Origin of the sequence: Pantoea sp. PNA 14-12, assembly GCF_004364735.1 — a bacterium.
Classification (GTDB): domain Bacteria; phylum Pseudomonadota; class Gammaproteobacteria; order Enterobacterales; family Enterobacteriaceae; genus Pantoea; species Pantoea stewartii.
Window position 1 is genome coordinate 117,553 of record NZ_SOAJ01000006.1, and the last position, 25,607, is coordinate 143,159.

22 protein-coding genes and 1 pseudogene are annotated in these 25,607 nt (G+C 54.3%); 11 read left to right on the plus strand and 12 right to left on the minus strand.

Annotation, left to right across the window (positions count from 1 at the left end; translation table 11 throughout):
- Together C7434_RS19060 and C7434_RS19065 are read left to right on the plus strand one after the other, a co-directional pair.
- Positions 1–612: a glutathione S-transferase gene (locus tag C7434_RS19060; protein ID WP_033737305.1), complete on the plus strand. Its 612-nt coding sequence runs from the start codon at positions 1–3 to the stop codon at positions 610–612.
- A 391-nt stretch (positions 613–1,003) separates the two neighbouring features.
- Positions 1,004–1,753 (plus strand): MipA/OmpV family protein, encoded by a 750-nt coding sequence (locus tag C7434_RS19065; protein ID WP_033737302.1) that lies wholly within the window; start codon positions 1,004–1,006, stop codon positions 1,751–1,753.
- Positions 1,754–1,954: 201 nt separating this feature from the next.
- Here C7434_RS19065 and glyS read toward each other — a convergent pair whose 3' ends face one another.
- Together glyS and glyQ are read right to left on the minus strand one after the other, a co-directional pair.
- Complete coding sequence (glyS, locus tag C7434_RS19070) at positions 1,955–4,024, minus strand: glycine--tRNA ligase subunit beta (RefSeq protein WP_039339182.1); 2,070 nt, start codon at positions 4,022–4,024, stop codon at positions 1,955–1,957.
- 9 nt (positions 4,025–4,033) lie between these two features.
- A complete protein-coding gene (glyQ, locus tag C7434_RS19075) occupies positions 4,034–4,945 on the minus strand; it encodes a glycine--tRNA ligase subunit alpha (RefSeq protein WP_006121387.1) in 912 nt (303 codons plus the stop codon).
- Between the two features lie 281 nt (positions 4,946–5,226).
- Between glyQ and C7434_RS19080 the strand changes: the two genes are divergently transcribed.
- Positions 5,227–6,222 carry an acyltransferase gene (locus tag C7434_RS19080; protein WP_006121386.1) on the plus strand — a complete coding sequence of 332 codons (996 nt, stop codon included), beginning with the start codon at positions 5,227–5,229 and terminating at the stop codon, positions 6,220–6,222.
- 1 nt (position 6,223) lies between these two features.
- Here C7434_RS19080 and yieH read toward each other — a convergent pair whose 3' ends face one another.
- Positions 6,224–6,886, minus strand: coding sequence for a 6-phosphogluconate phosphatase (gene yieH, locus C7434_RS19085; protein WP_033737297.1), 663 nt, complete (start codon positions 6,884–6,886; stop codon positions 6,224–6,226).
- A gap of 148 nt (positions 6,887–7,034) precedes the next feature.
- On the opposite strand from yieH, the gene C7434_RS19090 reads away from it, so the two are divergent.
- The gene (locus tag C7434_RS19090) at positions 7,035–8,348 is read left to right on the plus strand and encodes an NCS2 family permease (protein WP_033737296.1); all 1,314 of its coding nucleotides are present in this window, start codon (positions 7,035–7,037) and stop codon (positions 8,346–8,348) included.
- 62 nt (positions 8,349–8,410) lie between these two features.
- Here C7434_RS19090 and C7434_RS19095 read toward each other — a convergent pair whose 3' ends face one another.
- From C7434_RS19095 to rpmH, 6 genes are all read right to left on the minus strand, one after another.
- Positions 8,411–9,001, minus strand: a complete 591-nt coding sequence (locus C7434_RS19095; RefSeq protein ID WP_033737294.1) for a malonic semialdehyde reductase — start codon at positions 8,999–9,001, stop codon at positions 8,411–8,413.
- A gap of 215 nt (positions 9,002–9,216) precedes the next feature.
- Positions 9,217–10,581 (minus strand): tRNA uridine-5-carboxymethylaminomethyl(34) synthesis GTPase MnmE, encoded by a 1,365-nt coding sequence (mnmE, locus tag C7434_RS19100; protein ID WP_006121382.1) that lies wholly within the window; start codon positions 10,579–10,581, stop codon positions 9,217–9,219.
- Between the two features lie 89 nt (positions 10,582–10,670).
- Positions 10,671–12,311 (minus strand): membrane protein insertase YidC, encoded by a 1,641-nt coding sequence (gene yidC, locus C7434_RS19105; RefSeq protein WP_133745820.1) that lies wholly within the window; start codon positions 12,309–12,311, stop codon positions 10,671–10,673.
- 2 nt (positions 12,312–12,313) lie between these two features.
- Positions 12,314–12,571, minus strand: a complete 258-nt coding sequence (yidD, locus tag C7434_RS19110) for a membrane protein insertion efficiency factor YidD (RefSeq protein WP_006121380.1) — start codon at positions 12,569–12,571, stop codon at positions 12,314–12,316.
- The gene (rnpA, locus tag C7434_RS19115) at positions 12,535–12,894 is read right to left on the minus strand and encodes a ribonuclease P protein component (protein ID WP_013023999.1); all 360 of its coding nucleotides are present in this window, start codon (positions 12,892–12,894) and stop codon (positions 12,535–12,537) included. Before rnpA ends, yidD begins: the two co-directional genes overlap by 37 nt.
- A gap of 14 nt (positions 12,895–12,908) precedes the next feature.
- A complete protein-coding gene (rpmH, locus tag C7434_RS19120; protein ID WP_000831330.1) occupies positions 12,909–13,049 on the minus strand; it encodes a 50S ribosomal protein L34 in 141 nt (46 codons plus the stop codon).
- A gap of 598 nt (positions 13,050–13,647) precedes the next feature.
- On the opposite strand from rpmH, the gene dnaA reads away from it, so the two are divergent.
- The 6 genes from dnaA to C7434_RS19155 all read left to right on the plus strand — a co-directional run bounded on the left by dnaA (position 13,648) and on the right by C7434_RS19155 (position 22,139).
- Entirely contained in the window at positions 13,648–15,054 is a 1,407-nt protein-coding gene (dnaA, locus tag C7434_RS19130) for a chromosomal replication initiator protein DnaA (RefSeq protein ID WP_006121378.1), read from the plus strand.
- Positions 15,055–15,058: 4 nt separating this feature from the next.
- Positions 15,059–16,159, plus strand: a complete 1,101-nt coding sequence (dnaN, locus tag C7434_RS19135) for a DNA polymerase III subunit beta (RefSeq protein WP_006121377.1) — start codon at positions 15,059–15,061, stop codon at positions 16,157–16,159.
- A gap of 125 nt (positions 16,160–16,284) precedes the next feature.
- Positions 16,285–17,370 (plus strand): DNA replication/repair protein RecF, encoded by a 1,086-nt coding sequence (gene recF, locus C7434_RS19140; protein WP_006121376.1) that lies wholly within the window; start codon positions 16,285–16,287, stop codon positions 17,368–17,370.
- Between the two features lie 17 nt (positions 17,371–17,387).
- Positions 17,388–19,796: a DNA topoisomerase (ATP-hydrolyzing) subunit B gene (gene gyrB / locus C7434_RS19145; RefSeq protein ID WP_006121375.1), complete on the plus strand. Its 2,409-nt coding sequence runs from the start codon at positions 17,388–17,390 to the stop codon at positions 19,794–19,796.
- Positions 19,797–19,967: 171 nt separating this feature from the next.
- Positions 19,968–20,777 carry a sugar-phosphatase gene (gene yidA / locus C7434_RS19150; RefSeq protein ID WP_006121374.1) on the plus strand — a complete coding sequence of 270 codons (810 nt, stop codon included), beginning with the start codon at positions 19,968–19,970 and terminating at the stop codon, positions 20,775–20,777.
- A gap of 108 nt (positions 20,778–20,885) precedes the next feature.
- Positions 20,886–22,139, plus strand: coding sequence for a DUF3748 domain-containing protein (locus C7434_RS19155; protein ID WP_033737290.1), 1,254 nt, complete (start codon positions 20,886–20,888; stop codon positions 22,137–22,139).
- On the opposite strand, the gene C7434_RS19160 is transcribed toward C7434_RS19155, so the two are convergent.
- Positions 22,120–22,482, minus strand: coding sequence for a YceK/YidQ family lipoprotein (locus C7434_RS19160; RefSeq protein WP_006121372.1), 363 nt, complete (start codon positions 22,480–22,482; stop codon positions 22,120–22,122). The two genes, C7434_RS19155 and C7434_RS19160, sit on opposite strands and share 20 nt — an antisense overlap.
- Positions 22,483–22,758: 276 nt before the next feature.
- On the opposite strand from C7434_RS19160, the gene ibpA reads away from it, so the two are divergent.
- Positions 22,759–23,175 carry a small heat shock chaperone IbpA gene (gene ibpA, locus C7434_RS19165; RefSeq protein ID WP_006121371.1) on the plus strand — a complete coding sequence of 139 codons (417 nt, stop codon included), beginning with the start codon at positions 22,759–22,761 and terminating at the stop codon, positions 23,173–23,175.
- A gap of 200 nt (positions 23,176–23,375) precedes the next feature.
- Here the strand turns inward: ibpA and C7434_RS19170 are convergent.
- A pseudogene (locus C7434_RS19170) lies at positions 23,376–24,318 on the minus strand (Rpn family recombination-promoting nuclease/putative transposase).
- Positions 24,319–24,543: 225 nt separating this feature from the next.
- Positions 24,544–25,455, minus strand: a complete 912-nt coding sequence (locus tag C7434_RS19175; RefSeq protein ID WP_058701535.1) for an EamA family transporter — start codon at positions 25,453–25,455, stop codon at positions 24,544–24,546.
- Positions 25,456–25,607: the final 152 nt, after the last annotated feature.

The following is a 25,607-nucleotide window of genomic DNA, read 5'->3' on the forward strand; positions in this document are numbered from 1 at the left end:
ATGAAACTGATTGGCAGCTATACCAGCCCCTTTGTCCGCAAGATTTCTGTCATCATGCTGGAAAAAGGCATGATGTTCGAATTTGTTAATGCGTCGCCCTACAGCGAAGACAGCCATGTTCCGCAATATAACCCGCTGGGGAAAGTGCCCGCGCTGGTCGCGGAGGATCAGCAGGTCTGGTTCGATTCCAGCATCATTGCGGAGTACCTCGAACTGCGTGGTCAGGCACCGGCTTTATTGCCCGCTGATCCGCTGGCGTCTTTAAAGGTTCGTCAGCTTGAAAAGCTGGCCGATGGCATCAGCGATGCGGCACTGGTGATCGTACGTGAGCAAATGCGGCCGGGTAACGCCCAGTCAGAAGAAGTGCTGTTACGCCATCGCGACAAGATTCAGCGCGGGCTGGACAGCCTGGAAAAAGAAGTGAGTGAAGGAAAGTGGATCGATAATGGCGAACTGAATCTGGCCGACATTGCCACAGGCTGCATGATTGGCTACCTGAATTTCCGTCGCGTTGTCCCTAACTGGTGCGTTCAGCGGCCCGCACTGGTCAGGCTGGCCGAAACACTCTTTCAACGGGAAAGTTTTGCCCGAACCACGCCGCCGGCATCCTGATCGGCGAGGCTGTCAGCGCTGATGCCGGTAGCGGTGCTGACAGCCTGTTTCCTTAGCGCATTTCAGTCTGCAACCCTTGCTTTCCCACGTAAAGGGCTGTCGACGTCTCCGTTATTCCCCTTACCCATCACCACGGAATGGCACATTCGCGCAGTAGCCTGAACCTGTCCGTCGTGACCAGTATAAACAGGGGATGAACTCCGTGAGAATAAGCGTAGCCATCTCTTGCATTGCTGCAGCGGCTCCGATATACCTTTCGGGCAGCCCTGTTCTGAGACAACCCGCGCGCTCAGGATGAAAAGGCGGCACAAATATTTATGTATGCTCACGCCCCGTTTCGGGCTGTGAGGCCTGACAGCTCACTGCCTCAGCCAGACGATAACCGGACAAAATGACGACCATCCCATTACGCTTCAGAACGGCATTGTGTTGCCTCCTGCTCGGTAATATTACGCATGCCTGGGCTGAGGGGCTGACCCTGGGTGCGCAGGGGGAAGCGAACTTTACGCCCTATCGCGCGTATAAAACTCAGTTTTCTGGCCTGCCCTATGTGGGCTATGACAATGATCATGTCTATATTGATGGCACAGAAGTGGGCGCCTATTTTATCAAAGATGACACCACACAACTGAAAGCGCGCTGGTGGTATCTGGATAACGAATTTGATCCGGACCAGACTTCTGATTCGGCACTCCGCCAGTTACGCATCCGCCACAGCACCATGATGGGCGGCATGAGCTACCAGAAGATCACGCCCCTTGGTGCGTTTCGAACCGAATTGTCTGGCGATACGCTGAACGAAAGCCGGGGATGGCTGGGTACGGTTGCCTGGGCAGGCCAGGTCTCTCTGATGCAACTGGACGTTTATCCTCAGGCCGGTGTGGACTGGCTCAGTAAACAGCAGGCAAGCTATTACTACGGGGTAAGCGAAGAGGAATCTGCCCGCAGTGGTTTACCGACCTGGAACCATCAGGGCGTAACGCCATGGCTTGCCGTGGCGTTTGACTGGCACCCTGTAAAATCCTTCCATGTCTACCTGCAACCCAAAGTCACCTTCCTTACAGGGGCCCTCCGCGACAGCCCGATGACGGATCAACAGTATTTCTGGACGCTGTCTTCAGGCGTGACCTGGACATTCTGAAGCTGCACGCCGCGCAGTGCCGCAGTCCATTTACAGGGTTCGTTGCCGTCCGGCTTCCTGCGCTGCCAGGATGCCTTCGCAACCACAGGTGTTGTCAGTTCTTTTATTGCGTCCGCAAAAAGATAAAGTGCCACCAGCAGGTCGGGTGGCGGCATAAAAAAAGGGACGATATCTCGTCCCTTTTATCTGTATCAGAACCGATTACTGCAGCAGCGAGATATCGGCCACCTGCAGGAACAGCTCACGCAGTTTCGACAGCAGCGTCAGTCGGTTAATTCGCACCGCCGGGTCTTCTGCATTCACCATCACTTTATCGAAGAAGTTGTCTACCGCTTCACGCAGCTGCGCCAGTTCAATTAACGCATCCTGATAACGTCCTTCTGCAAAGTAAGGCTGCAGTTTGCTGCTCAGGGCGGTCACAAACGTGGCCAGTTGGATCTCTTCATTTTCTTTCAACAGTGATGCCTGAACGCTGTCATTCAGCGGTTCTGTTGATTTTGCCAGAATATTCGAGACACGCTTGTTGGCCGCCGCCAGCGCGGCCGCTTCATCAAGCGTACGGAAATGCGAAACCGCCTTCATACGTGCATCAAAGTCCGCCGGACGGGTTGGACGACGTGCCAGCACCGCCTGCAAGGTATCGATGCTGTGGCCTTCTTCCTGATACCAGGTACGGAAACGGCCCAGCATAAAGTCGATGACGTCATCAACCACGTTCGCATTGCTCAGCTTGCTGCCATACAGACGTACGGCCTCTTCGGTGAGCGTTTGCAGATCAAGCGGCAGATTTTTTTCCACGATGATGCGCAAAACGCCCAGCGCGGCACGACGCAGAGCAAAGGGATCTTTATCGCCTTTAGGATGTTGACCGATGCCGAAAATACCGGCCAGCGTATCCATCTTATCAGCAATGGCCAGCGCACAGGCTACCGGGCTGGACGGCAAATCATCACCTGCGAAACGCGGCTGATATTGCTCGTTCAGCGCCACAGCGACATCTTCGGCTTCACCGTCATGACGCGCATAGTGCATGCCCATAACGCCCTGGGTGTCGGTAAACTCAAACACCATGTTAGTCATCAGATCGCATTTTGACAGCAGGCCTGCGCGCGTAGCGTGATTCACATCTGCGCCCGTTTGTGCCGCAATCCAGCCCGCCAGCGCCTGAATACGATCCGTTTTATCACGCAGCGAACCGAGTTCCTTCTGGAACAATACGGTTTCAAGACGCGGCAGATGATCTTCAAGACGTTTTTTACGATCGGTATTAAAGAAGAATTCAGCATCCGCCAGACGCGGGCGCACCACCTTCTCATTACCAGAAATAATCTGCTGCGGCTCGCTCGACTCAATATTGGTGACGAAAATAAAGTTTGGCAGCAGTTTGCCTTCCGCGTCATAAACCGGGAAATACTTCTGATCGCCTTTCATGGTGTAAACCAGCGCTTCAGCCGGCACCTTAAGGAATTTTTCCTCGAAGGTGGCGGTCAATACCACCGGCCATTCCACCAGCGATGTTACCTCTTCCAGCAGGCTGTCACTCAGGTCGGCTACGCCACCTAAACGCCGTGCTGCGGCTTCCGCATCGGCTTTGATCATGGCTTTGCGGACCTGATAGTCGGCAATCACCTGACCGCGCTTTTCCAGCACATCCGGATACTGATCGGCGTTCTCAAGCGTGATTTCACTTTCGCCCATGAAGCGGTGACCACGGATAACGCGATCGGACTTGATGCCAAGAATCGTGCCGGGGATCAGTTCATCGCCCAGCAGCATCGTAACGGTGTGCACCGGACGCACAAACTGCACGTCGCTGTCGCCCCAGCGCATCAGTTTCGGTACCGGCAGTTTGCTCAGCGCCGTGGCAATCATGCCCGGCAGCAATGCCTGCGCCGCTTCGCCTTTCACCTGAGCGCGATAGACCAGCCATTCGCCTTTATCGGTGCTCAGACGTTCAGCCTGATCGACCGTGATACCGTTACCCCGTGCCCAGCCTTCTGCCGCTTTGGTAGCATTGCCCGCTGCATCAAAGGCGGCGGCAACGGCAGGTCCACGCTTTTCTACTTCACGATCGGGCTGGGAGGCGCTCAAATGGGCGACTTTCAGCGCCAGGCGACGCGGTGCAGCAAACCAGCTCACTTCGCCATGGTTCAGATTCGCGGCATCCAGCTCGGCCGTCACCTGGGCAGCAAAGGCTTCTGCCAGGCTACGTAATGCTTTCGGTGGCAGCTCTTCGGTGCCGATCTCCACCAGGAAGGTTTTCTCAGTCATGGCTGCCTCTTACTTTTTGTTATTGCACATCGGGAAGCCCAGCGCTTCACGAGAAGCGTAATAGGCTTCAGCCACGGCTTTGGTCAGGGTGCGAATACGCAGAATATAACGCTGACGTTCGGTCACCGAGATCGCCTTGCGCGCGTCCAGCAGGTTAAAACTGTGTGCGGCTTTCAGAATGCGCTCGTAAGCGGGCAAAGGCAGCGGTTTTTCCAGCGCCAGCAACTTCTGCGCTTCCTTCTCATACTGTTCGAAACAGGTGAAAAGAAAATCGACGTCGGCATATTCGAAGTTATACGTCGACTGCTCCACTTCATTCTGATGGAACACATCACCGTAGGTGGTTTTGCCTAACGGACCGTCGCTCCAGACCAGATCGTAAACGCTGTCCACGCCCTGGATATACATGGCCAGACGTTCCAGACCATAGGTGATCTCGCCGGTAACCGGTTTACACTCCAGGCCACCGACCTGCTGGAAATAGGTAAACTGCGTCACTTCCATACCGTTAAGCCAGACTTCCCAGCCCAGTCCCCAGGCACCCAGCGTCGGGTTTTCCCAGTTATCTTCAACAAAGCGAATGTCGTGTACGGTAGGATCCATACCCAGCGCTTTCAGCGACCCGAGGTACAGCTCCTGAATATTGTCCGGCGACGGCTTGATGATCACCTGGAACTGATAGTAGTGCTGCAAGCGGTTCGGGTTTTCGCCATAGCGGCCGTCGGTAGGACGACGGGATGGCTGCACATAGGCCGCAGCAATCGGCTCCGGGCCAAGTGCGCGCAGGCAGGTCATTGGGTGTGAAGTACCAGCGCCCACTTCCATGTCCAGTGGTTGAACAATGGTGCAGCCCTGGCGCGCCCAGTAATCCTGCAATGTCAGGATCAGGCCCTGAAAGGTCTTGGTATCAAACTTTTGCATGATGAGTTCGCACGCGGTTCGGCTAGATAAAAAAAGAGTGCGACAGTATACCCTTTGACCGCGTGATATGCAGCCGGAAATCCGGCGGCGCAGCCGCGAGAGTGGATTTTTGGTGTCAGATTTAGCCTGCTGGCGGCCTGTCATCGCCTGATTAACCGATACGGTTATGCGTTTTCATGCGATCCTGTGCACAGAGGGTTCTGAATCCCCGCTATTGCGCTTGTTGACGTCGACGCGACTGGCTACGCTTTGCACCGGGACGCACTGCGCCAGAGGACACCATGTCGCAAAAGATTTACTGGATTGATAATTTGCGGGCGATTGCCTGCCTGATGGTCATCGTCATTCACACCACAACGTGGTATCTGACCGGGCCGATGGCCATAAAAGGTCACTGGTGGGATATTGCTAACCTGTTCAATTCAGCGTCACGCATCTGTGTGCCGCTGTTTTTTATGATTTCAGGCTATCTGTTCTTTGGTGAACGCAGTACGCAGCCGCGCCACCTGTGGCGACTGCTGGGATGTCTGGTTTTTTACAGTGCCGTGTCACTGGTTTATATCAGCCTGCTGACGCCAATTGGCGAAGGCCGTTCAATTTTAAAAATGCTGCAGAAGCCGGTGTTCTACCATCTGTGGTTTTTCTTCGCGCTCATGGGGATTTACCTCTTGTCGCCCCTGATTCAGGTAAAAAGCGTGCGGCCGCGCTACGTGGCGCTACTGGTGCTGATTGTGGTGGTCCTCGCGAATCCCAATACCATGGACCAGTCGTGGGGGCGCTTTCACTGGTTGCCCATTAACCTTTACCTGAGCGGCGACAGTATCTATTACCTGCTCTACGCCTTATTAGGCCGGGCGATCGGTACCATGGACACAGAAAGACGCGCTATCACACCGTTGGCTGCCGTGACCTTTGTGGCCTGCGTGACCGGCATTATGCTGGGTACGAAGCGCGCGTTAATCGTTAATGGTGCCTTTAACGATACGTGGTATCTCTATTGCGGACCGCTGGTATTCATTGCCGCAATAAGCGCGCTGGTGGTGTTCAAAAATGCCTTTAATCAACGTACGCTGCCCGGTCTGGCCATCATTTCGCGCTACTCTCTGCCCATCTACGGCTTTCACGCCCTGTTCATCCATTTTATTCGCACCCATCACTATGACGATATGGCGCGTCCCTGGCTCGACCTGCCTGCCGTTTTTACCGTCACGCTGGTGGGCAGCTTATTACTGGGAATGCTGCTCAGTCGGGTGGATAAACGACATTGGGTGACCTGAGTCAGCGCGTCAGGTTCCAGCCTCTGGCGCGCCACAGCGCGGGTAACGCGGCCATATCGGTGAACACGGTCACCAGCGGATGATGGAGTTCGGGATTATGAGCGTCGGCACAGTAATAAAACACCGGCATGCCTGCTGCGATACCGGCACGCGCCCCCGCTTCGGAGTCATCCACCAAAATACAGCGCTCGACGGGTACCTGCATTTGTTGGGCTGCGTGAAACATCAGCTCGGGTTCGGGCTTCCAGTGGCCAATATCGTAACCGCTGTAAAGACGGTCAGCGAAATGACTCAGCATGCCGGTGAGGCCCAGCGAGTGCTGCATCTTTTTCACCGTGCCGTTTGACACCACGCATATCGGTACTGCCATTTGCCCGACCAGTGCCTTCGCACCGGCTATCGGCTTCAGTTCACGGTCAAACAAACGGGCCACTTCGCGCCGGTAAGCCGGTTCAACGTCCTCCAGAGGCAGAGCGACCCGATGCGTTTCACTGACGTCGCGGATGATGTCATACAGCTTTACCCCTTTGTACTTTTCGAACATCTCCTGCAGAGAGAGCGTAATCCCGTACTGGGCAAAGGTGGTGACATACGCGCGGGTGCACAGGACTTCACTGTCAACCAGGGTACCGTCACAATCGAAAAAGACGCATTCAACAGACATCTGACTCCTCCTTTTGTTCGGGGTACCTTAACACGTCAGCGTGTCCCTGAGGGGCCGGGATATGGCAATCGGTTGCGAAAAATCATTGTATTGCCGGGGCAAAATCGCCAGGATACGCGCCGGTGAAATTTTCTTCTGGATAAATGGCATGAATAAACAAGGCCTTTTTCAGCGCGTATTCAAACTGCAGGAGCATGGTACAACGGTTCGTACCGAAGTGATCGCAGGCATTACCACGTTTTTGACCATGGTATACATTGTTTTTGTGAACCCGCAGATTTTAGGTGTCGCAGGCATGGATACCCGGGCAGTGTTCGTAACGACCTGTTTGATTGCCGCGTTCGGCAGCATCCTGATGGGGCTGTTTGCCAATCTTCCTGTCGCCCTGGCCCCGGCGATGGGCCTCAATGCCTTTTTTGCCTTTGTGGTCGTCGGCGCGATGGGTTACTCATGGCAGGTCGGCATGGGTGCCATCTTCTGGGGCGCACTGGGTCTGCTCATCCTGACTCTGTTGCGGGTACGTTACTGGATGATCGCCAATATTCCGCTTAGCCTGCGCGTAGGCATCACCGCTGGCATTGGCCTGTTCATTGCCATGATGGGCCTGAAAAACGCCGGTATCATTGTGGCCAACCCGGATACGCTGGTCAGCGTGGGTAACCTCAGCTCACACAATGTGCTGCTGGGTGCGCTGGGATTCTTTATTATCGCCATTCTGGCCTCACGCAACATTCACGCCGCCGTGCTCATTTCGATGATCGTCACCACGGCGTTGGGTTGGCTGCTGGGCGACGTGACGTTTACGGGCGTAGTTTCTGCGCCGCCATCTGTCACCGCGATTGTCGGTCAGGTTGATATTAAAGGCGCGTTCAACATCGGCATGGCAGGCGTCATATTCTCCTTTATGCTGGTCAATCTGTTTGACTCGTCCGGCACCTTGATTGGCGTGACCGACAAAGCCGGACTGGCTGATGAAAAAGGCACGTTCCCGCGCATGAAACAGGCGTTGTATGTCGACAGCATCAGTTCGGTAACGGGCGCGCTGGCAGGAACGTCATCGGTGACCGCCTATATTGAAAGTACCTCCGGCGTAGCTGTCGGCGGCCGTACCGGATTGATGGCCGTGGTCACAGGCCTTCTGTTCCTGCTCGTCACGTTTTTATCGCCCCTGGCGGCCATGGTACCGGCCTATGCTGCGGCAGGCGCGTTAATCTATGTTGGCGTGCTGATGACGGCCAGCCTGTCCCGCGTCAAATGGGATGACCTGACCGAAGCCGTCCCGGCATTTGTAACTGCCGCCATGATGCCCTTTAGTTTTTCGATTACAGAAGGCATCGCACTGGGCTTTATTGCGTACTGTGTGATGAAGCTGGGCACCGGTCGCTGGCGAGAAATCAGCCCCTGCGTCGTCATTGTCGCCTTGCTGTTTGTATTGAAAATCGCCTTTATCGACGCGCATTAAAACCGTACGCAAAGGGCGGGAAAGCAGTGAGCGTTACGGTAAGCACGTAACGCTCCAGTAACTCAGACGAACTGGCAGGCCTGCTCCAGGCTCAGCCGGGGTAATCGGGGCGGGAGCTTGTCGGGTAAGCCATAGCCCAGGTTAATGAGCAGGTTGGCCTGCCAGGTGGTACCGGCAAAAAAGGCCGCGTTCACTTTAAGCGGATCGAATCCTGACATCGGGCCTGCATCCAGCCCCAGCGCACGCGCGGCCATGATCAGATAGCCTGCCTGCAGGCTACTGTTACGAAATGCGGTTTCTTTAACCAGATCGGGTGTGTTGGTAAACCAGTTTCGCGCATCGGCATGTTGAAACAACATGGTCAGATGCTGATAAAACTCGCTGTCCCAGGCAATAATCACGGTGACAGGGGCGCGCAGGGTTTTCTCAAGGTTGCCGGAGGCCAGGGCCGGCTTCAGCTTTTCTTTTCCCTCCGCAGAGGTGACAAAAACAAAGCGACCGGGTGAGCAGTTGGCCGAGGTCGGTGCCAGGGCAACCATCTGATAGAGCTTCTCCAGCAGCGACTGCTGCACCGGTTCAGGCTGCCAGTGACTGTGCGTACGGGCCCTGTAAAACAACGTATTCAGCGCGGCATCATCGAGCGGTATCGTCATATAACTCTCCAGGAAAACATCCAGTATTTAACCTGTACGTTGCGTTCACGCTTTTGGATGCCTATTCGCCCGGTTTAGTGTGAATGACCTGGCACGCCGCAAAACGTGAGCAATCTTATCCCTCGTTATCATACCTTGCGTTACGGCAACCGATGCGCAACGTACGGCGGATTGCGTTTCTGGATGCACATTTCCACCGCCGTCTGCCCGCTGAGCTACTTACCAATACAGAAACTGGAGAAAATCCGGCCTAACAGATCGTCCGAGGTAAATTCACCCGTAATTTCACTCAGTGCCTGCTGCGCCAGACGCAACTCTTCTGCCAGTAATTCCCCTGCCCATGCGCCCAGCAGTTGATGTTTTCCCTGCTCCAGGTGGGTTGCGGCTAATTCCAGTGCCTGCAAATGACGACGGCGCGCCAGGAAGCCGCCTTCCATATTGTCGGCAAACCCCATGGTCTGTTTGAGGTGATCACGTAAGGTATCAATCCCTTCGCTGGTGCGGGCAGACAGTCTGATCAGGGCATGACCATTGACGTCCGTCAGGCCGAGCGTTTCACCGGTGATGTCCGCTTTATTCCGCACCACGGTGATCGGCAGTTGAGACGGCAGGCGAGCGACAAAATCGGGCCAGATTTCCGCCGGTTCGGTCGCCTGCGTGGTGGTGCCATCAACCATAAACAGCACGCGGTCCGCCTGTTCTATTTCATGCCAGGCGCGCTCGATGCCGATACGTTCCACCTCATCACTGGCTTCGCGTAAACCGGCGGTATCAATGATATGCAGTGGCATACCATCAATATGGATGTGTTCACGCAGCACATCGCGCGTGGTGCCGGCGATATCCGTGACGATAGCCGCTTCACGCCCGGCAAGTGCATTAAGCAGGCTCGATTTTCCGGCATTTGGCCGACCGGCAATGACGACTTTCATCCCTTCGCGCAGCAGGCTGCCCTGTCTGGCTTCCGCGCGCACCGCATCGAGATCGCGAATGACAGCATTAAGCTGCCCTTCGATTTTGCCGTCAGACAGGAAATCGATCTCTTCATCTGGAAAGTCAATGGCCGCTTCCACGTAGATACGCAGGTGAGTCAGGGCTTCCACAAGCTGGTTAACACGGACAGAGAATGCGCCTTGCAGGGAATTTACCGCCGAACGCGCGGCCTGTTCTGAGCTGGCGTCAATCAGATCGGCAATGGCTTCCGCCTGGGCCAGATCGAGTTTGTCGTTCAGAAACGCGCGTTCAGAAAACTCCCCAGGCTGCGCGATACGTAATCCGGGCAGGGCCACAATCCGTTTCAGCAGCAGATCCAGAATCACCGGGCCGCCGTGACCTTGCAGCTCCAGCACATCCTCGCCGGTAAAGGAGTTAGGGCCAGGAAACCATAGCGCGATGCCCTGATCCAGCACGCTGCCATCACTGTCGTTAAACGATAAGTAGTCGGCATAACGTGGTTTAGGGAGTTTACCCAGCACCTGGCGGGCAACCTCTGCGGCCTGCGGACCGGAAACACGCAAAATGCCAACGCCGCCGCGTCCGGGCGGCGTGGCCTGAGCAACAATGGTATCGCTATGGCTCATACATTTTCTCTCACTACAAAAAACAAAGGCGGTCGCTTTGACCGCCTGAGCATAACCTGTTTTATCGCGGGAGACCTCCCGCGACGGTTTTACGCTTTCTTCTTGTCGCGGCTGTGTAAGCCACGTTTTTCCAGCCCGCGATAGATCAGCTGCTGCTGGAGAATGGTCACCAGGTTACTGACGATGTAGTACAACACCAGACCTGACGGGAACCACAGGAAGAACACGGTGAAAATTACAGGCATATACGTCATGATCTTCTGCTGCATCGGATCGGTCACCGTCGTCGGTGACATCTTCTGAATGAAGAACATGGTGATGCCCATCAGGATCGGCAGAATATAGTACGGATCCTGCGCTGACAGGTCATGAATCCATAAAATAAACGGCGCATGACGCAGTTCAACCGAGCCAGACAGCATGTAGTACAAGGCCAGGAAGATAGGCATCTGAATCACCAGCGGCAGACAGCCACCCAGCGGATTCACTTTTTCAGCCTTATACAGCGCCATCATTTCCTGGCTCTGCTTCTGCTTATCATCCCCTAAACGCTCACGCATCGCCTGAATCTTCGGCTGCAGCATGCGCATTTTCGCCATCGAGGTGTACTGCGCTTTCGTCAGCGGGTACATGATGCCACGCACGATGAACGTGATGATGATGATGGAGAAGCCCCAGTTACCGATAAAGCTGTGAATGAACTTCAACAGTTTAAACAGCGGCTGAGAGATGAACCATAACCAGCCATAGTCCACAGTCAGGTCAAGATGCGGCGCAATCGCGGCCATTTTATCCTGAATTTCCGGACCTACCCACAGTGTGGCATCCAGTGTCTGCTGTGCACTCGGTGCAACGGTGACCGGCGCAGATTTATAGCCGATAGCCGCCACGCCATTTCCCAGATTGCTGGTGTAAAGCGTGTTGGTTCCCTGCGTGCGCGGCACCCAGGCGGTAGCGAAATACTGCTGCAACATCGCCACCCAGCCATTGGTGGTGGTGGTGTTGAGGTTTTCGTTATCGGCGATAGTATCGAACTTAATCTTTTCGTATTTCGATTCGCTGGTGGAGTAAGCCGTACCGCGGAAGGTATGCAGCGCAAAGTTATTGCTGCCGGTATCGCGGTGCTTAGGCAAATCGATGGTCTGTTTTAACTGACCAAACATTGACACTTCCAGCGGCTGCTGACTGGTGTTGTTAATGTTGTAATCAACGTTAACTGCATAGTCGCCACGCTTGAACACAAACGTTTTGGTATAGACAACGCCGTTTTCAGCCGTGAACGTCATCGGAACACGCAGCTCGCTCTGACCGTCAGCCAGTTCGAAGTGATCCTGTGCCGTGGTATACAGCGGACGCGCACCGTTGTTCGGGTTGTCCGGACCATTACGGCCAGTCAGACCGCTCTGCGCCTGGTAGACAAACGATGGTGTGGTTTCAAGCAGCTCAAACGGCTTGTCAGAACCCAGCTTATCCGGGTAAGTCAGCAGCAGCGCCTGATCAACATCGCCACCGCGAGTGTTGATGGTTAATGACAGGACATCGGTCTTAACGGTGATCGTTTTACCCTGGCCACTGGCGGGAACACCGGTAGCATCACCGGCAGCGCTGTTGGTGTTTTGCGTGGTCTGGGTCTGCAATGGCTTCGGAGCGTGGTCCGTCTGCCAGGCTTGCCAGATCATGAAAGACACGAACAGAAAAGCGATGAGAAAGAGATTGCGTTGCGAATCCATCGTTAATGTTCTCTGGTATCAAAGGTTTTTGGCGGCACAGGATCGTCACCACCCGGGTTCAAAGGGTGGCATTTTAATACGCGTTTTAAAGTCAACCAACTGCCTTTTATCACGCCAAACCTGCGTAAGGCCTCAATTCCGTATTGAGAGCAGGTCGGATGAAACCGACAGTGTGGCCCCAGCAATGGACTGATACCGCGTTGATATACGCGTATCAGGACGATCAGGAACCGCGCGCCAGGCGACAGTGACGACGCCATAATTTCTCCAACGCTTCCGCCAACATACGGTTATCGAGATCGGCAACACCCTTTTTCGCGACCACCACAAAGTCCATCGACGGCAATTCATGTTGACGCAGACGAAAGCTTTCGCGGGTCAATCGCTTGATCCGGTTACGTTCGTGAGCGCGTTTCACATGTTTTTTCGCGACGGTAAGACCGATGCGGGGATACCCCAGCGCGTTAAGGCGGCCGAGAATAGTAATTTGCGGCGTGCCAGCCCGTTGTGGCTGCTGAAAGACGAAAGTGAAATGAGTGGGAGTTAACAAACGTAACTCCCTGGGAAATGCGAGCTTACCCATCAGGGTTAGCTTTATTACTTAGAAACGGTCAGACGAGCGCGGCCTTTAGCACGACGACGTGCCAGAACCTGACGACCATTTTTAGTAGCCATACGAGCACGGAAGCCGTGTGAACGGTTGCGCTTCAGTACGGACGGTTGAAAAGTGCGTTTCATGGCGATTTCTACCTAAACTTGAAAATTTTCACTGGGTGACGCGTTTTCGGGCCAACAAACAGACCGACGCCTCAATGTGTCTTTAATAAAGAGGCGGGATTGTAATAATTGTACAGTCCCGAGTCAATTTACTTCGCTTGTCGCGGCGCCAGAAAACCCGGATACAGCCCGCTGAGTCCGGGCATTGAGCTTTACGCGACAACGCCGGGGGGAGAATTATACGGGGTCTGCGTTAAAGCGCAAGGATCGCGCAGGATCTTATTGCGATCAAATTCGCCTGCCACACGTCAAAAACGAGAAGCCGTCCGAAAATTTGGATCATTCAGCACGATCCCAGGTGGTTTTTTCTGCCGCAGGCGTAGACTTTTACCCGCGTTCATGCCCTGTGGATAAAAAGGAGAAAAACTGTGTAGAAAGGGAAGATCTCTGTCGCGCTTTGCGCTATGATCCGCCCTTCCTCTGGCGATCCTCCGATGGTTGCGGGGTGGAAAACCGCTGATAGCGGTCGCAGGCGCTTTCTTTCGTCTGTGTCAAAAATGAACGTTTCTTAGATTAGTGCCTACTTTTTCTTATCGAATTTGTACGAGTGGAGTCCGCCGTGTCACTTACGCTTTGGCAACAGTGTCTTGCCCGTTTGCAGGATGAGCTTCCTGCCACCGAATTCAGCATGTGGATCCGTCCACTACAGGCTGAATTAAACGACAATACGCTTGCCTTGTATGCTCCTAACCGCTTCGTACTCGACTGGGTTCGGGATAAATACCTAAACAGCATTAACGCATTGCTGAACGAATTCTGCGGTGCCAATGTCCCGCTGTTGCGTTTTGAGGTGGGCACGCGTCCGGTTCAACACGCCGCAGCGGTCAGCCAGCCCGCGATGGCCAGCGTCAGTGCGCCGGCGGAGCCTGTGCCAAGCCGTCCGGCACCGACACAGATTTTACGTCCGAGCTGGGACAACGTGCCTGCTCCTGCGGATGTGACCTATCGGTCCAATGTTAACAATCGCCATAACTTCGACAACTTTGTTGAAGGTAAATCTAACCAACTGGCGCGCGCGGCGGCACGCCAGGTGGCCGATAACCCTGGCGGTGCCTACAATCCGTTGTTCCTTTATGGCGGTACTGGCCTCGGCAAAACTCACCTGCTGCACGCCGTGGGTAATGGCATCATTGCGCGTAAGCCAAATGCGAAAGTGGTTTACATGCATTCCGAGCGCTTTGTGCAGGACATGGTAAAAGCGCTGCAAAATAACGCGATTGAAGAGTTTAAGCGTTACTACCGCTCGGTTGATGCGCTGTTGATCGATGACATTCAGTTTTTTGCCAATAAAGAGCGTTCGCAGGAAGAATTTTTTCACACCTTCAATGCCCTGCTGGAAGGCAATCAACAGATCATTTTGACGTCGGATCGTTACCCCAAAGAGATCAACGGGGTTGAAGATCGACTGAAGTCACGGTTTGGCTGGGGCCTGACCGTGGCGATCGAACCGCCTGAACTGGAAACCCGCGTTGCGATCCTGATGAAAAAGGCGGACGAAAACGACATTCGTTTGCCGGGCGAAGTGGCCTTCTTTATTGCCAAGCGTTTACGTTCGAACGTGCGTGAGCTGGAAGGGGCACTGAACCGGGTGATTGCGAACGCTAACTTTACCGGTCGGGCGATTACGATCGATTTCGTCCGCGAAGCATTGCGGGATCTGCTGGCCCTGCAGGAAAAACTGGTCACTATTGATAATATTCAGAAGACCGTTGCGGAGTACTACAAAATTAAAGTCGCGGATTTGCTCTCTAAGCGCCGTTCGCGCTCAGTCGCGCGTCCGCGTCAAATGGCGATGGCGATGGCGAAAGAGCTGACCAACCACAGTTTGCCGGAAATTGGCGATGCTTTTGGCGGTCGCGACCATACCACGGTGCTTCATGCCTGCCGCAAGATTGAGCAGTTGCGTGAAGAAAGCCACGACATCAAAGAAGATTTCTCTAATCTCATCAGAACATTATCTTCGTGACGCTATGAAATTTATTGTTGAACGTGAACAGTTGCTAAAGCCGCTGCAGCAAGTCAGCGGCCCCCTTGGTGGTCGTCCGACGCTGCCGATCCTTGGCAACCTGCTGATGCAGGTGAATGACGGATCGCTGTTGCTGACCGGCACCGATTTGGAAATGGAAATGGTGGCGCGCGTGGCGCTTACTCAGGCGCACGAGCCTGGCGCAACCACCGTGCCGGCACGCAAATTTCTCGATATTTGTCGCGGCCTGCCGGAAGGCGCAGAGATCAACGTCACACTGGAAGGCGAACGGATGTTGGTGCGCTCTGGCCGCAGCCGTTTCTCGCTTTCGACCTTGCCCGCCAGCGACTTCCCCAACCTGGATGACTGGCAGAGCGAGGTGGAATTCACGCTGCCGCAGGCAACGCTGAAACGGCTTATTGAAGCCACGCAGTTTTCCATGGCGCATCAGGACGTGCGTTACTACCTGAACGGCATGATGTTTGAGACCGAAGGCGAAGAACTGCGTACGGTCGCCACCGATGGTCACCGTCTGGCCGTCTGTTCCATGCCCGTTGGCCAGGCGCTGCCCAGCCATTCGGTCATCGTGCCGCGTAAAGGGGTTATCGAGCTGTTGCGTCTGCTGGATGGCGGCGATACGCCGCTTCAGGTACAGATTGGCAGCAGTAATATCCGTGCACATGTGGGCGACTATATCTTCACCTCTAAGCTGGTGGATGGTCGCTTCCCGGATTATCGTCGTGTGTTGCCCAAGAATCCGGATAAGGTGCTGGAAGCCGGTTGCGATCTGCTGAAACAGGCGTTTGCCCGTGCTGCGATTCTGTCGAATGAGAAATTCCGTGGCGTTCGTCTGCATATCACCGAAAATCAGCTAAAAATTACCGCGAATAACCCTGAACAGGAAGAAGCGGAAGAGATGCTGGATGTCAGCTATAACGGCAGCGAGCTGGAAATTGGGTTCAACGTGAGTTACGTGCTGGACGTGCTGAATGCGCTGAAGTGCGAGAACGTCCGTTTGCTGCTGACGGATTCTGTGTCGAGTGTGCAGATTGAAGATGTCGTCAGCCCGGCGGCGGCCTATGTCGTCATGCCTATGCGCCTGTAGGCCATCGTACGCTGGCCTGCTCGCCATTCGGGTTTCGGACGGTATTGTCCGTGACCCGAGCGGCTTGTTTTTCAAAGGCACAATCCCTTTCATTCTGACTTTTGCCCTTCACGCTGGATTGATTCATGGCTTTAACCCGCCTGCTAATAAAAGATTTTCGCAATATTGAACAGGCTGACCTGGCGTTAGCGCCGGGATTTAATTTTCTGGTGGGCGCGAACGGTAGCGGCAAAACCAGCGTGCTTGAGGCGATCTATACGCTGGGCCACGGACGTGCGTTTCGCAGTTTGCAGGCGGGACGGGTAATTCGGCACGATCAGGCCGCCTTTGTGCTGCATGGCCGGCTGGAAGGCCAGGAGCGCGAGTTCTCCGTCGGGCTCAGTAAAAATCGCGCCGGGGAGAGCAAAGTCCGCATTGACGGCAGCGACGGACATAAAGTGGCCGAGCTGGCGCAGTTACTGCCGATGCAGTTGATCACGCCAGAGGGTTTTACCCTACTTAATGGCGGTCCTAAATATCGCAGAGCCTATGTCGACTGGGGCTGCTTTCACAATACGCCGGGTTTTTTTAATGCCTGGAGCAACCTGCGGCGCCTGCTCAAACAGCGCAATGCGGCATTGCGTCAGGTCACGCGCTACAGTCAGGTTCGTCCCTGGGATCAAGAACTGGTGCCGCTGGCCGAACAGATTAGCCAGTGGCGCGCCGAGTACAGTGACGCGATCTCAGCCGAGATCGTAACCACCTGCGGGCAGTTTTTACCCGAATTTGATCTGCGTTTTTCGTTCCAGCGCGGCTGGGACAAAGAGAGCGATTATGCCGAACTGCTTGAACGCAACTTTGAACGCGATCGGGCCTTAACCTACACCGCCAGCGGCCCGCATAAAGCGGACTTTCGTATTCGTGCCGAAGGTACGCCGGTGGAAGATTTACTCTCACGCGGGCAGCTTAAACTGCTGATGTGTGCATTGCGTCTGGCGCAGGGCGAGTTCCTGACTAACCAGAGCGGACGCCGTTGTGTTTACCTCATTGATGACTTTGCCTCTGAACTGGACGACAGTCGCCGCCGCCTGCTGGCGGAACGACTGAAGGCGACTCAGGCTCAGGTCTTTGTCAGCGCCATCTCGTCCGAGCATGTAATCGACATGACTGACGAAAAGGGCAAGATGTTCCGCGTGGAACAGGGTAAAATAGCGGTTCAACCTAAAGATTAAATGAGCGAGAAACGTTGATGTCGAATTCTTATGACTCTTCAAGTATCAAAGTTCTGAAAGGACTTGATGCGGTACGCAAACGCCCGGGCATGTACATCGGCGATACCGATGACGGAACCGGTCTGCATCACATGGTATTCGAGGTCGTGGATAACGCAATCGACGAAGCGCTCGCCGGTCACTGTAAAGATATCGTTGTCACCATCCATGCGGACAACTCGGTTTCCGTACAGGATGACGGACGCGGTATTCCAACCGGTATCCACGAAGAAGAAGGCGTGTCCGCGGCAGAAGTGATCATGACGGTGCTGCACGCTGGCGGTAAGTTCGACGATAACTCGTATAAAGTCTCGGGCGGCCTGCACGGCGTGGGCGTGTCTGTGGTTAACGCCCTGTCACAGAAGCTGGAGCTGACCATTCGTCGCGAAGGCAAAGTGCACCAGCAGATTTATCTGCATGGCGTGCCCGAGGCGCCGCTGGCGGTGACAGGCGATACCGACGCGACCGGTACCCGTATCCGTTTCTGGCCAAGCCATGACACGTTCACCAACGTGACCGACTTCGAATACGACATTCTGGCGAAGCGCCTGCGTGAGCTCTCTTTCCTGAACTCCGGTGTTTCCATTCGTCTGGAAGACAAACGTGACGGCAAAAACGACCATTTCCACTATGAAGGTGGGATTAAAGCGTTTGTTGAGTACCTGAACAAGAACAAAACGCCTATCCATCCGACCGTATTCTATTTCTCAACCGAAAAAGACGGCATTGGCGTGGAAGTAGCCCTGCAGTGGAACGACGGCTTCCAGGAGAACATCTACTGCTTCACTAACAACATTCCTCAACGCGACGGCGGTACGCACCTTGCCGGTTTCCGCGCCGCGATGACGCGTACCCTGAATGCCTACATGGATAAAGAGGGATACAGCAAGAAGGCCAAAGTCAGCGCCACCGGTGATGACGCGCGTGAGGGCCTGATTGCCGTGGTGTCGGTGAAAGTGCCGGATCCAAAATTCTCTTCACAGACCAAAGACAAGCTGGTGTCTTCTGAAGTGAAATCGGCCGTTGAGCAGCAGATGAATGAACTGCTGGCGGAATATCTGCTGGAAAATCCGGGCGATGCAAAAATCGTTGTCGGCAAAATCATTGATGCCGCCCGCGCCCGTGAAGCCGCGCGCCGTGCCCGTGAAATGACACGCCGCAAAGGTGCGCTGGATCTGGCTGGCCTGCCGGGCAAGCTGGCGGATTGTCAGGAGCGCGATCCGGCTCTGTCTGAAATCTACCTGGTGGAGGGTGACTCCGCGGGCGGTTCTGCCAAGCAAGGCCGTAACCGTAAAAACCAGGCTATTCTGCCGCTGAAAGGGAAAATTCTGAACGTTGAGAAGGCGCGTTTCGATAAGATGCTGGCGTCTCAGGAAGTGGCTACGCTGATTACCGCGCTGGGCTGCGGCATTGGCCGCGACGAATATAACCCGGATAAACTGCGCTATCACAGCATCATCATCATGACCGATGCGGACGTCGACGGCTCGCACATTCGTACACTGCTGTTGACCTTTTTCTATCGTCAGATGCCAGAAATTATTGAGCGTGGTCACGTCTACATTGCTCAGCCGCCGCTGTATAAAGTGAAAAAAGGCAAGCAGGAACAGTATATTAAAGACGATGAGGCGATGGATCAGTATCAGATCGCTATCGCCCTCGACGGAACGACGCTGCACACCAATGCCAGCGCACCGGCATTAGGTGGTGAGCCGCTTGAATCTCTGGTCGCGGACTTTAACAGCACGCAGAAGATGATCAAACGTATGGAGCGCCGTTTTCCACTGGCGATGTTACGTGCGCTGGTCTATCACGACACGCTGAGCGATCTGAGTAATGAAGCGGCCGTTAACGCCTGGATTAACGGACTGGTGAGCTATCTGACTGAACGTGAAGCGCACGGCAGCACCTATGTGGCACACGTACGTGAAAATCGTGAGCTGAATCAGTTTGAGCCTGTTTTACGCGTACGGACCCATGGCGTGGACACGGATTATCCTCTGGACAGCGAGTTTATTATGGGGCCGGAATACCGCAAAATTTGCGCCCTGGGTGGCAAACTGCGCGGCCTGCTGGAAGAGGATGCTTACATTGAGCGCGGTGAGCGCCGTCAACCGGTATCCAGCTTCGAACAGGCGATTGAGTGGCTGGTGAAAGAATCCCGTCGTGGTCTGTCTGTACAGCGCTATAAAGGTCTGGGTGAGATGAACCCGGATCAGTTGTGGGAAACGACAATGGATCCAGACAGCCGTCGCATGCTGCGTGTCACCATTAAAGATGCGATCGCCGCCGACCAGCTGTTTACAACCCTGATGGGGGATGCCGTTGAACCACGCCGCGCCTTCATCGAAGAGAATGCGTTGAAAGCCGCAAACATCGATATCTAATCGCGCCAAAAGATGTAAAACCCTTCCTCGTGAAGGGTTTTTTTTTGCCAGATCATCGTGAACCGAAACGTGACGCGTTATGGTTCACGCGTGCTGAAAAGCGCCGATAAACTGGTCAATGTGAGCTGAATCGCGCTAGCATTGCTGTAAACCCGACACAATGAGGATGCTATGGCTATTAAACTGATCGCAATTGATATGGATGGCACGCTGCTGAATCCGCAGCACGAGATCACCGCAGGCGTAAAATCGGCACTGAACCGCGCCCGGGAAAAAGGGGTTTCCATCGTGTTGGCGACCGGCCGACCTTATGTTGGTATTGAACGTTATTTAATGGAACTTGATCTCCACACGCCAGGTCAGTACTGCATCAGTAATAATGGCGCGCTTGTTCATCGGGCTGAAGATGGTGAAGTCGTCGCCGATGTGACGCTGGGCTTTGACGATTACATGTATGTTGAGAAGCTGGCCAGAGAACTGGGCGTGCATTTTCAGGCGTTTGATAAATCACACCTGTATACGCCAAATAAAGATATCAGCGAATTTACAATTCATGAAGCCAGCCTGACCGGCATCCCGGTACGTTATCGGGCCGTTGAAGAAATGGATCCGGCAACGCGTTTTCCAAAACTCATGATGATTGATAAACCCGCTCTGCTTGATGCGGCCATCGCCAGACTGCCTGAGCATGCGCACCAGACGTATACCATTTTGAAAAGCGCGCCATACTATCTGGAAATTCTCGACCGTCGGGTAAACAAAGGTTATGGCGTAAAAATGCTGGCAGAGAAGCTGGGTTTGCAAGCGGAAGAGGTTATGGCGATAGGCGATCAGGAAAATGATCTGGCGATGATTGAATACGCAGGGACCGGCGTCGCGATGGGCAATGCGATTGATTCTGTGAAAAAAATAGCCCAGTTTGTGACCAAAACCAATATGGAAGATGGGGTTGCGCACGCCATTGAAAAATGGGTGCTTTAATCGGTTTCTTTTATGGGTAAAACCGCGCAGTCAGGTCAGTCATCTGCACGGTTTTACCCATAACATCACTGCAACTGTCAAATAACGCGCCTGCTCACGAGTGCTTTCATGCCTGAAAAACAGATTACTTTTGCTCCTCGTCATCATCAACTGACCAACATCAACGTCTGGACGCCCGACAGCCAGTGGCTGGCCTTTGATGTGCGGCCTTCCGGCGCGTCGTTCACCGGTAAGACAATTGAACGCGTTAATGTGAATACCGGCGAAGTGGAAGTGCTGTATGAGGCAACGGCGGGCGCCCATGTTGGCGTGGTGACGGTTTGTCCCACCTTACCCGAGCGCTATGTCTGTATTCATGGGCCAGAGCATCCTGACGACAACTGGCATTATGACTTTCATCATCGCCGCGGCGTGATCATTGAAGCGGGTCAGGCCGCCAGTCTGGATGCATGCGATATCACGCCGCCCTTTACGCCAGGTGCTTTGCGCGGCGGTTCTCACGTCCATGTTTTTAGTCCGGATGGCTCGCGCCTCAGCTTCACCTATAACGATCACGTGATGCACGAGCTGGATATCAGTCTTGATCTGCGCAATGTCGGCATTGCCGTCCCGTTAAAAGCAGTGAAACCAGAAAAACAGCATCCGCGCGAATATGATGGCAGCCATTTTTGTGTAGTAGTCAGTGAAACGACAGCGCACCCACAGCCGGGCAGCGATCAAATCAATCGGGCCTATGAAGAGTGCTGGATTGGTCATCAGGGCTATGAAAAGCCGGACGGCAGCCGTCAACGCTGGGCCATCGCCTTTATTGGCGACACGCTTTCCGCGGCAGGAGACAAGCATCCCGAGGTATTTGTCGTCGATTTGCCAGAGGCACTGGAAGCCTATGCCAAACCCGGCCGCTCACCGCTGGAAGGGGACAGCCACCATCTACCTGCGCCACCAGCGGGGGTTCAACAGCGACGGTTAACCTATAGCAAGGGACTGGCGCAGCAACCTCGCCACTGGTTACGTAGCTCACCCGATGGCAGCGCTATCGCCTTTTTGATGGCGGACAGCCAGCAGGTGATTCAATTATGGTGGGTATCGCCTAACGGCGGTGAACCGCGTCAGGTAACGCGGCTGAACCACAGCATTCAGTCTGCATTTAGCTGGCATCCTCGTGGTGAAGCCATTGCCTTTATTTGCGACAACAGCGTGATGCTGTGTCACTGGCAAACGGGAGAGTGCGAACGCTTAACCGCCCGCACCGGGTCGGCACCGTCCGGGGATGCGGTGGTCTGGTCACCGGATGGAAAAAAGATCGCTTTTATGCGGGAAAAAGAGGGCTGGCAGCACCTGTTTACTGTGACGGTTGCATAGCGGGCATGGGCTGAGCATGCGCCAGATTTTCCTCGGTGTGGGCCAGTTTTTCACTCTGAAGCACGCGGGCGCGCGGCGAATCCAGGGCTTTATCCTTGTCGCTGCGATAGTAATCCCAGGGCAGTAACAGCGTATCCATGACGGCAGAAAAAGGCAGATCAACCAGCGCCAGGGGCTTTAGCGCCCAGCTGGCCTGACTGTCCGTCAGAATGTCAGCACTGGCACGTGTGCCCGGATAGTAGCCCTGACTTGCACCGGTATGCGTCATGACGCTGGAACATCCACCGGAAGCGACTGCGCAACACATCACGCCAGCCAACGGTAACCTTTTCATCATTTTCATATGTCGTCCCTTCGATTCTGGCACCTGATTGCGTGAGCGCACCAGCGTACCCTCTCAGTCATGAAGTCCGTTCTGGTCCGGCAATTTACCCTTGAGTGTATGCCATTTCGCCAGTTTGGCGAAAAAAATCACGCATCGGGTCTTGAAAGCCTGGCGTCTGCACCCATTTTCTAAACAGGGTCGTTAAGGCTGCCGCCGAAAGGGGCAATGCGGTCCTGCACAACCTGTCCAATAGTGGAAGGTTGCCAAAACTTGCTGACATTCAGGAGTCTTTTTATGCGTAACTTTGATCTGTCTCCCCTTTATCGCTCTGCCATCGGATTTGATCGCCTGTTCAACCTGCTTGAGTCCAATCAAAATCAGAGCAACGGTGGTTATCCCCCTTACAATGTTGAACTGGTTGATGAGAACCATTACCGCATCACTATCGCGGTAGCCGGTTTTGCTCAGAGTGAACTGGATATTACGGCCCACGACAACGTGCTCATCGTGCGTGGTGCGCATCCGGAAGAGCAGACAGAACGTAAATATCTCTATCAGGGCATCGCCGAGCGTAATTTCGAGCGTAAATTCCAGCTGGCTGACCATATCGTCGTGCGCGACGCGCGCCTGGAAAATGGTCTGCTGAGCATCGATCTTGAGCGTTTGATTCCTGAAGAAGCGAAACCACGCCGGATTGAAATTTTAAAATAAAGCGGCCGTGACGGCTGAGTAAACATGAGAACGGTCACAGCATACAGGTTGTGGCCGTTTTTTTATGACCGCGACAAGCAGATTGATGCGGATGCGGCGAAGCGATCAGTGATGGCCTGATGGTAAGAAAACGAAAAGCATCAGGTCGCGTTGACAAACGCAGGCTTCACCTGTCCCGCGCCTTCTTTTGCAGGTTCAGATCAATGCTGAATCTGTGCCAGATCTGCTTCACTCAACCCGGTCATTTTCATCACGGTTGTTCTGTCCAGGCCATGCTGCAGCATAGTGCGCGCAACCTCGCGTTTACCTTCATTGCGGCCTTCACGTAAACCGGTCTGAATTCCCTGCTTAATTCCCTTATCAAAGCCCTTCTGCATACCTTTTTGTTCAAGCTGCTGTGCAATGGTCATAAGCGTGTCTCCGTGTTGCGGCACCCGCAGGGCCAGTTCCTGAATAAAAGCCTCGACGTCTGGGGTTTCACCCGCCTGCACAATGTAGTGCACCAACGATACAATCTGTGATGACGAAAGATAACCGGACAGCAGCGCAGGGACAAGTCTGTCCATCAGATTTGCGAGATCGCGCTGATGGATGTGCTTTTGCAGCAGAGTCAGTGCCGCCATACTGCGATGTTCCACAATCTCATCGTCAGGCATTACCGTAATATCAACCAGAGGGAAGCAAGTACTGTAGAGCCTGCGAGCCAGTGCCGGATGCGTAAAATCATCCAGCCAGCAGGTGGAATAAGGATAGGGTCTGCGTTTACCCATATAAAACAGCACCGGTATCACCAGCGGCAGCGTTTTTATAGCCGGCATCCAGGTGGCGCTGCATGGCCGCGACCGCGTAGCGAAGAAGCCTGAACGCCATATGCCTGTCAGGTGAAGACTGATGTTCGATCAGGACGTACATATAGCCCTCACCCGCTGTCGTTTTGAGACTATACAGCACATCACTGAAATACTGCCGGAGATCCGCTTCAACAAAGGAACCGGACGCCAGTTTTAACGTCCGTAAGTCGCAAATCGCGCGCAGATCGGCGGGAAGATGAATTTCCATGAAATCGCGGGCAATGTCAGGTTGGGTGAGAAACTGACGAAAGGTTGCATCGTGTGGTGTTGGCGTTGCGTTTTTCTTCTTCATCATTGCTGGCCCGGTTATAAAGCACACGGGCGAAAGTCGTGATGAGTGAAAAGAGATGTCTGGCCGCCCTGGCAATGCGGATACTTCCATGCATCCGCATTGCTGTCCAGGCGGAGGTTTTATTCTGCGAGCGGGCTGCCAAAGCCAGCCCGAAAACGCGCGCATGCACAGGCATTTACGAAAGGGTAGTTACGTCGGGCACGTCAGTTTGACGAGTGGTAAGCGCTAATGTTGCGGCTGCCTGAGCCAGCGCTGACCAATCACGCCACCAAACATATTGACCAGCAGCCCGACAATGATGATTACAGCACCCACAATCTGCTGGCGTGATAAGGTTTCCCCCAGCACCAGGGCTGCCGAAACAATCCCAACAACAGGCACCAGCAGGGAAAGCGGTGCTACACGCCAGGTTTCATAACGGCTAAGCAACGTACTCCAGATGCCGTAACCCATAATGGTCGCCACAAAGGCCAGGTAAATCAGCGCCATCACCGTCTGTAGATCAATGTGCGTCAGACTGGTAATGATTGCCGACCGGCCTTCAAACAGCAGCGAACAGGCAAAGAAAGGAACGACGGGCACCAGCGCGCTCCAGACCACCAGCGACATAACCGGTACGGGATAATGCCGGGTGATGATTTTATTGGTGATATTCCCCAGTCCCCAGGAAAACGCCGCCGCCAGCATAAGCATCATAGTGGTCAGTGTTATGCCGGCGGCGCTCTGGCCAGCCATGCCGGAGGTGGCTAATAAAAAAATGCCTGAGGTGGCAATCAGCATGCCCGCAATGTGATTCCAGCGCAGCTTTTCGGCCAGAAACAGCGCCCCAAGCAGCAGCGTAAAGAACGCCTGCGCCTGTAATATCAGCGAAGCAAGGCCTGCAGGCATACCCAGTTTGATGGCCAAAAACAGAAACGCAAACTGCCCAAAACTGATGGTCATGCCGTAAAGTAAAAGCCACTTTACTGGCACAGCAGGACGGCGCACCAGTAAAAGGGCAGGAAAGGCAACCAGTGCAAAACGCAATCCCGCCAGCAAAAAGGGAGGCATGTTATGCAGACCCAGTTTTATGACAACGAAGTTCACGCCCCACGCAATCACTACACACAGGGCTAACAGCCAGTCTTTTCCCGACACCGCACTCTCCTTTTGCCCGCGCTGGCCCGCACGGCCATATGCGCATCACGTCTGTTAATAATGCAAAATGCCTTTGCGATCGGATTAAGGCAGCGTTGCGCTTCATCAAGGCCGGCCGGATAGAGACGACGCCTTGTTGCCCGATCGGGTCT

Bases quoted from the DNA above. Each gene is read 5' to 3' on its own strand.
- yidC (WP_133745820.1), bottom strand. From the start codon at position 12,311: ATGGATTCGCAACGCAATCTCTTTCTCATCGCTTTTCTGTTCGTGTCT.
- C7434_RS19065 (WP_033737302.1), top strand. From the start codon at position 1,004: ATGACGACCATCCCATTACGCTTCAGAACGGCATTGTGTTGCCTCCTG.
- yidD (WP_006121380.1), bottom strand. From the start codon at position 12,571: ATGGCGTCGTCACTGTCGCCTGGCGCGCGGTTCCTGATCGTCCTGATA.
- dnaN (WP_006121377.1), top strand. From the start codon at position 15,059: ATGAAATTTATTGTTGAACGTGAACAGTTGCTAAAGCCGCTGCAGCAA.
- C7434_RS19160 (WP_006121372.1), bottom strand. From the start codon at position 22,482: ATGAAAATGATGAAAAGGTTACCGTTGGCTGGCGTGATGTGTTGCGCA.
- mnmE (WP_006121382.1), bottom strand. From the start codon at position 10,581: ATGAGCCATAGCGATACCATTGTTGCTCAGGCCACGCCGCCCGGACGC.
- glyS (WP_039339182.1), bottom strand. From the start codon at position 4,024: ATGACTGAGAAAACCTTCCTGGTGGAGATCGGCACCGAAGAGCTGCCA.
- glyQ (WP_006121387.1), bottom strand. From the start codon at position 4,945: ATGCAAAAGTTTGATACCAAGACCTTTCAGGGCCTGATCCTGACATTG.
- rpmH (WP_000831330.1), bottom strand. From the start codon at position 13,049: ATGAAACGCACTTTTCAACCGTCCGTACTGAAGCGCAACCGTTCACAC.
- yidA (WP_006121374.1), top strand. From the start codon at position 19,968: ATGGCTATTAAACTGATCGCAATTGATATGGATGGCACGCTGCTGAAT.
- C7434_RS19080 (WP_006121386.1), top strand. From the start codon at position 5,227: ATGTCGCAAAAGATTTACTGGATTGATAATTTGCGGGCGATTGCCTGC.
- C7434_RS19090 (WP_033737296.1), top strand. From the start codon at position 7,035: ATGAATAAACAAGGCCTTTTTCAGCGCGTATTCAAACTGCAGGAGCAT.
- yieH (WP_033737297.1), bottom strand. From the start codon at position 6,886: ATGTCTGTTGAATGCGTCTTTTTCGATTGTGACGGTACCCTGGTTGAC.
- gyrB (WP_006121375.1), top strand. From the start codon at position 17,388: ATGTCGAATTCTTATGACTCTTCAAGTATCAAAGTTCTGAAAGGACTT.
- ibpA (WP_006121371.1), top strand. From the start codon at position 22,759: ATGCGTAACTTTGATCTGTCTCCCCTTTATCGCTCTGCCATCGGATTT.
- recF (WP_006121376.1), top strand. From the start codon at position 16,285: ATGGCTTTAACCCGCCTGCTAATAAAAGATTTTCGCAATATTGAACAG.
- rnpA (WP_013023999.1), bottom strand. From the start codon at position 12,894: ATGGGTAAGCTCGCATTTCCCAGGGAGTTACGTTTGTTAACTCCCACT.
- C7434_RS19155 (WP_033737290.1), top strand. From the start codon at position 20,886: ATGCCTGAAAAACAGATTACTTTTGCTCCTCGTCATCATCAACTGACC.
- C7434_RS19060 (WP_033737305.1), top strand. From the start codon at position 1: ATGAAACTGATTGGCAGCTATACCAGCCCCTTTGTCCGCAAGATTTCT.
- C7434_RS19095 (WP_033737294.1), bottom strand. From the start codon at position 9,001: ATGACGATACCGCTCGATGATGCCGCGCTGAATACGTTGTTTTACAGG.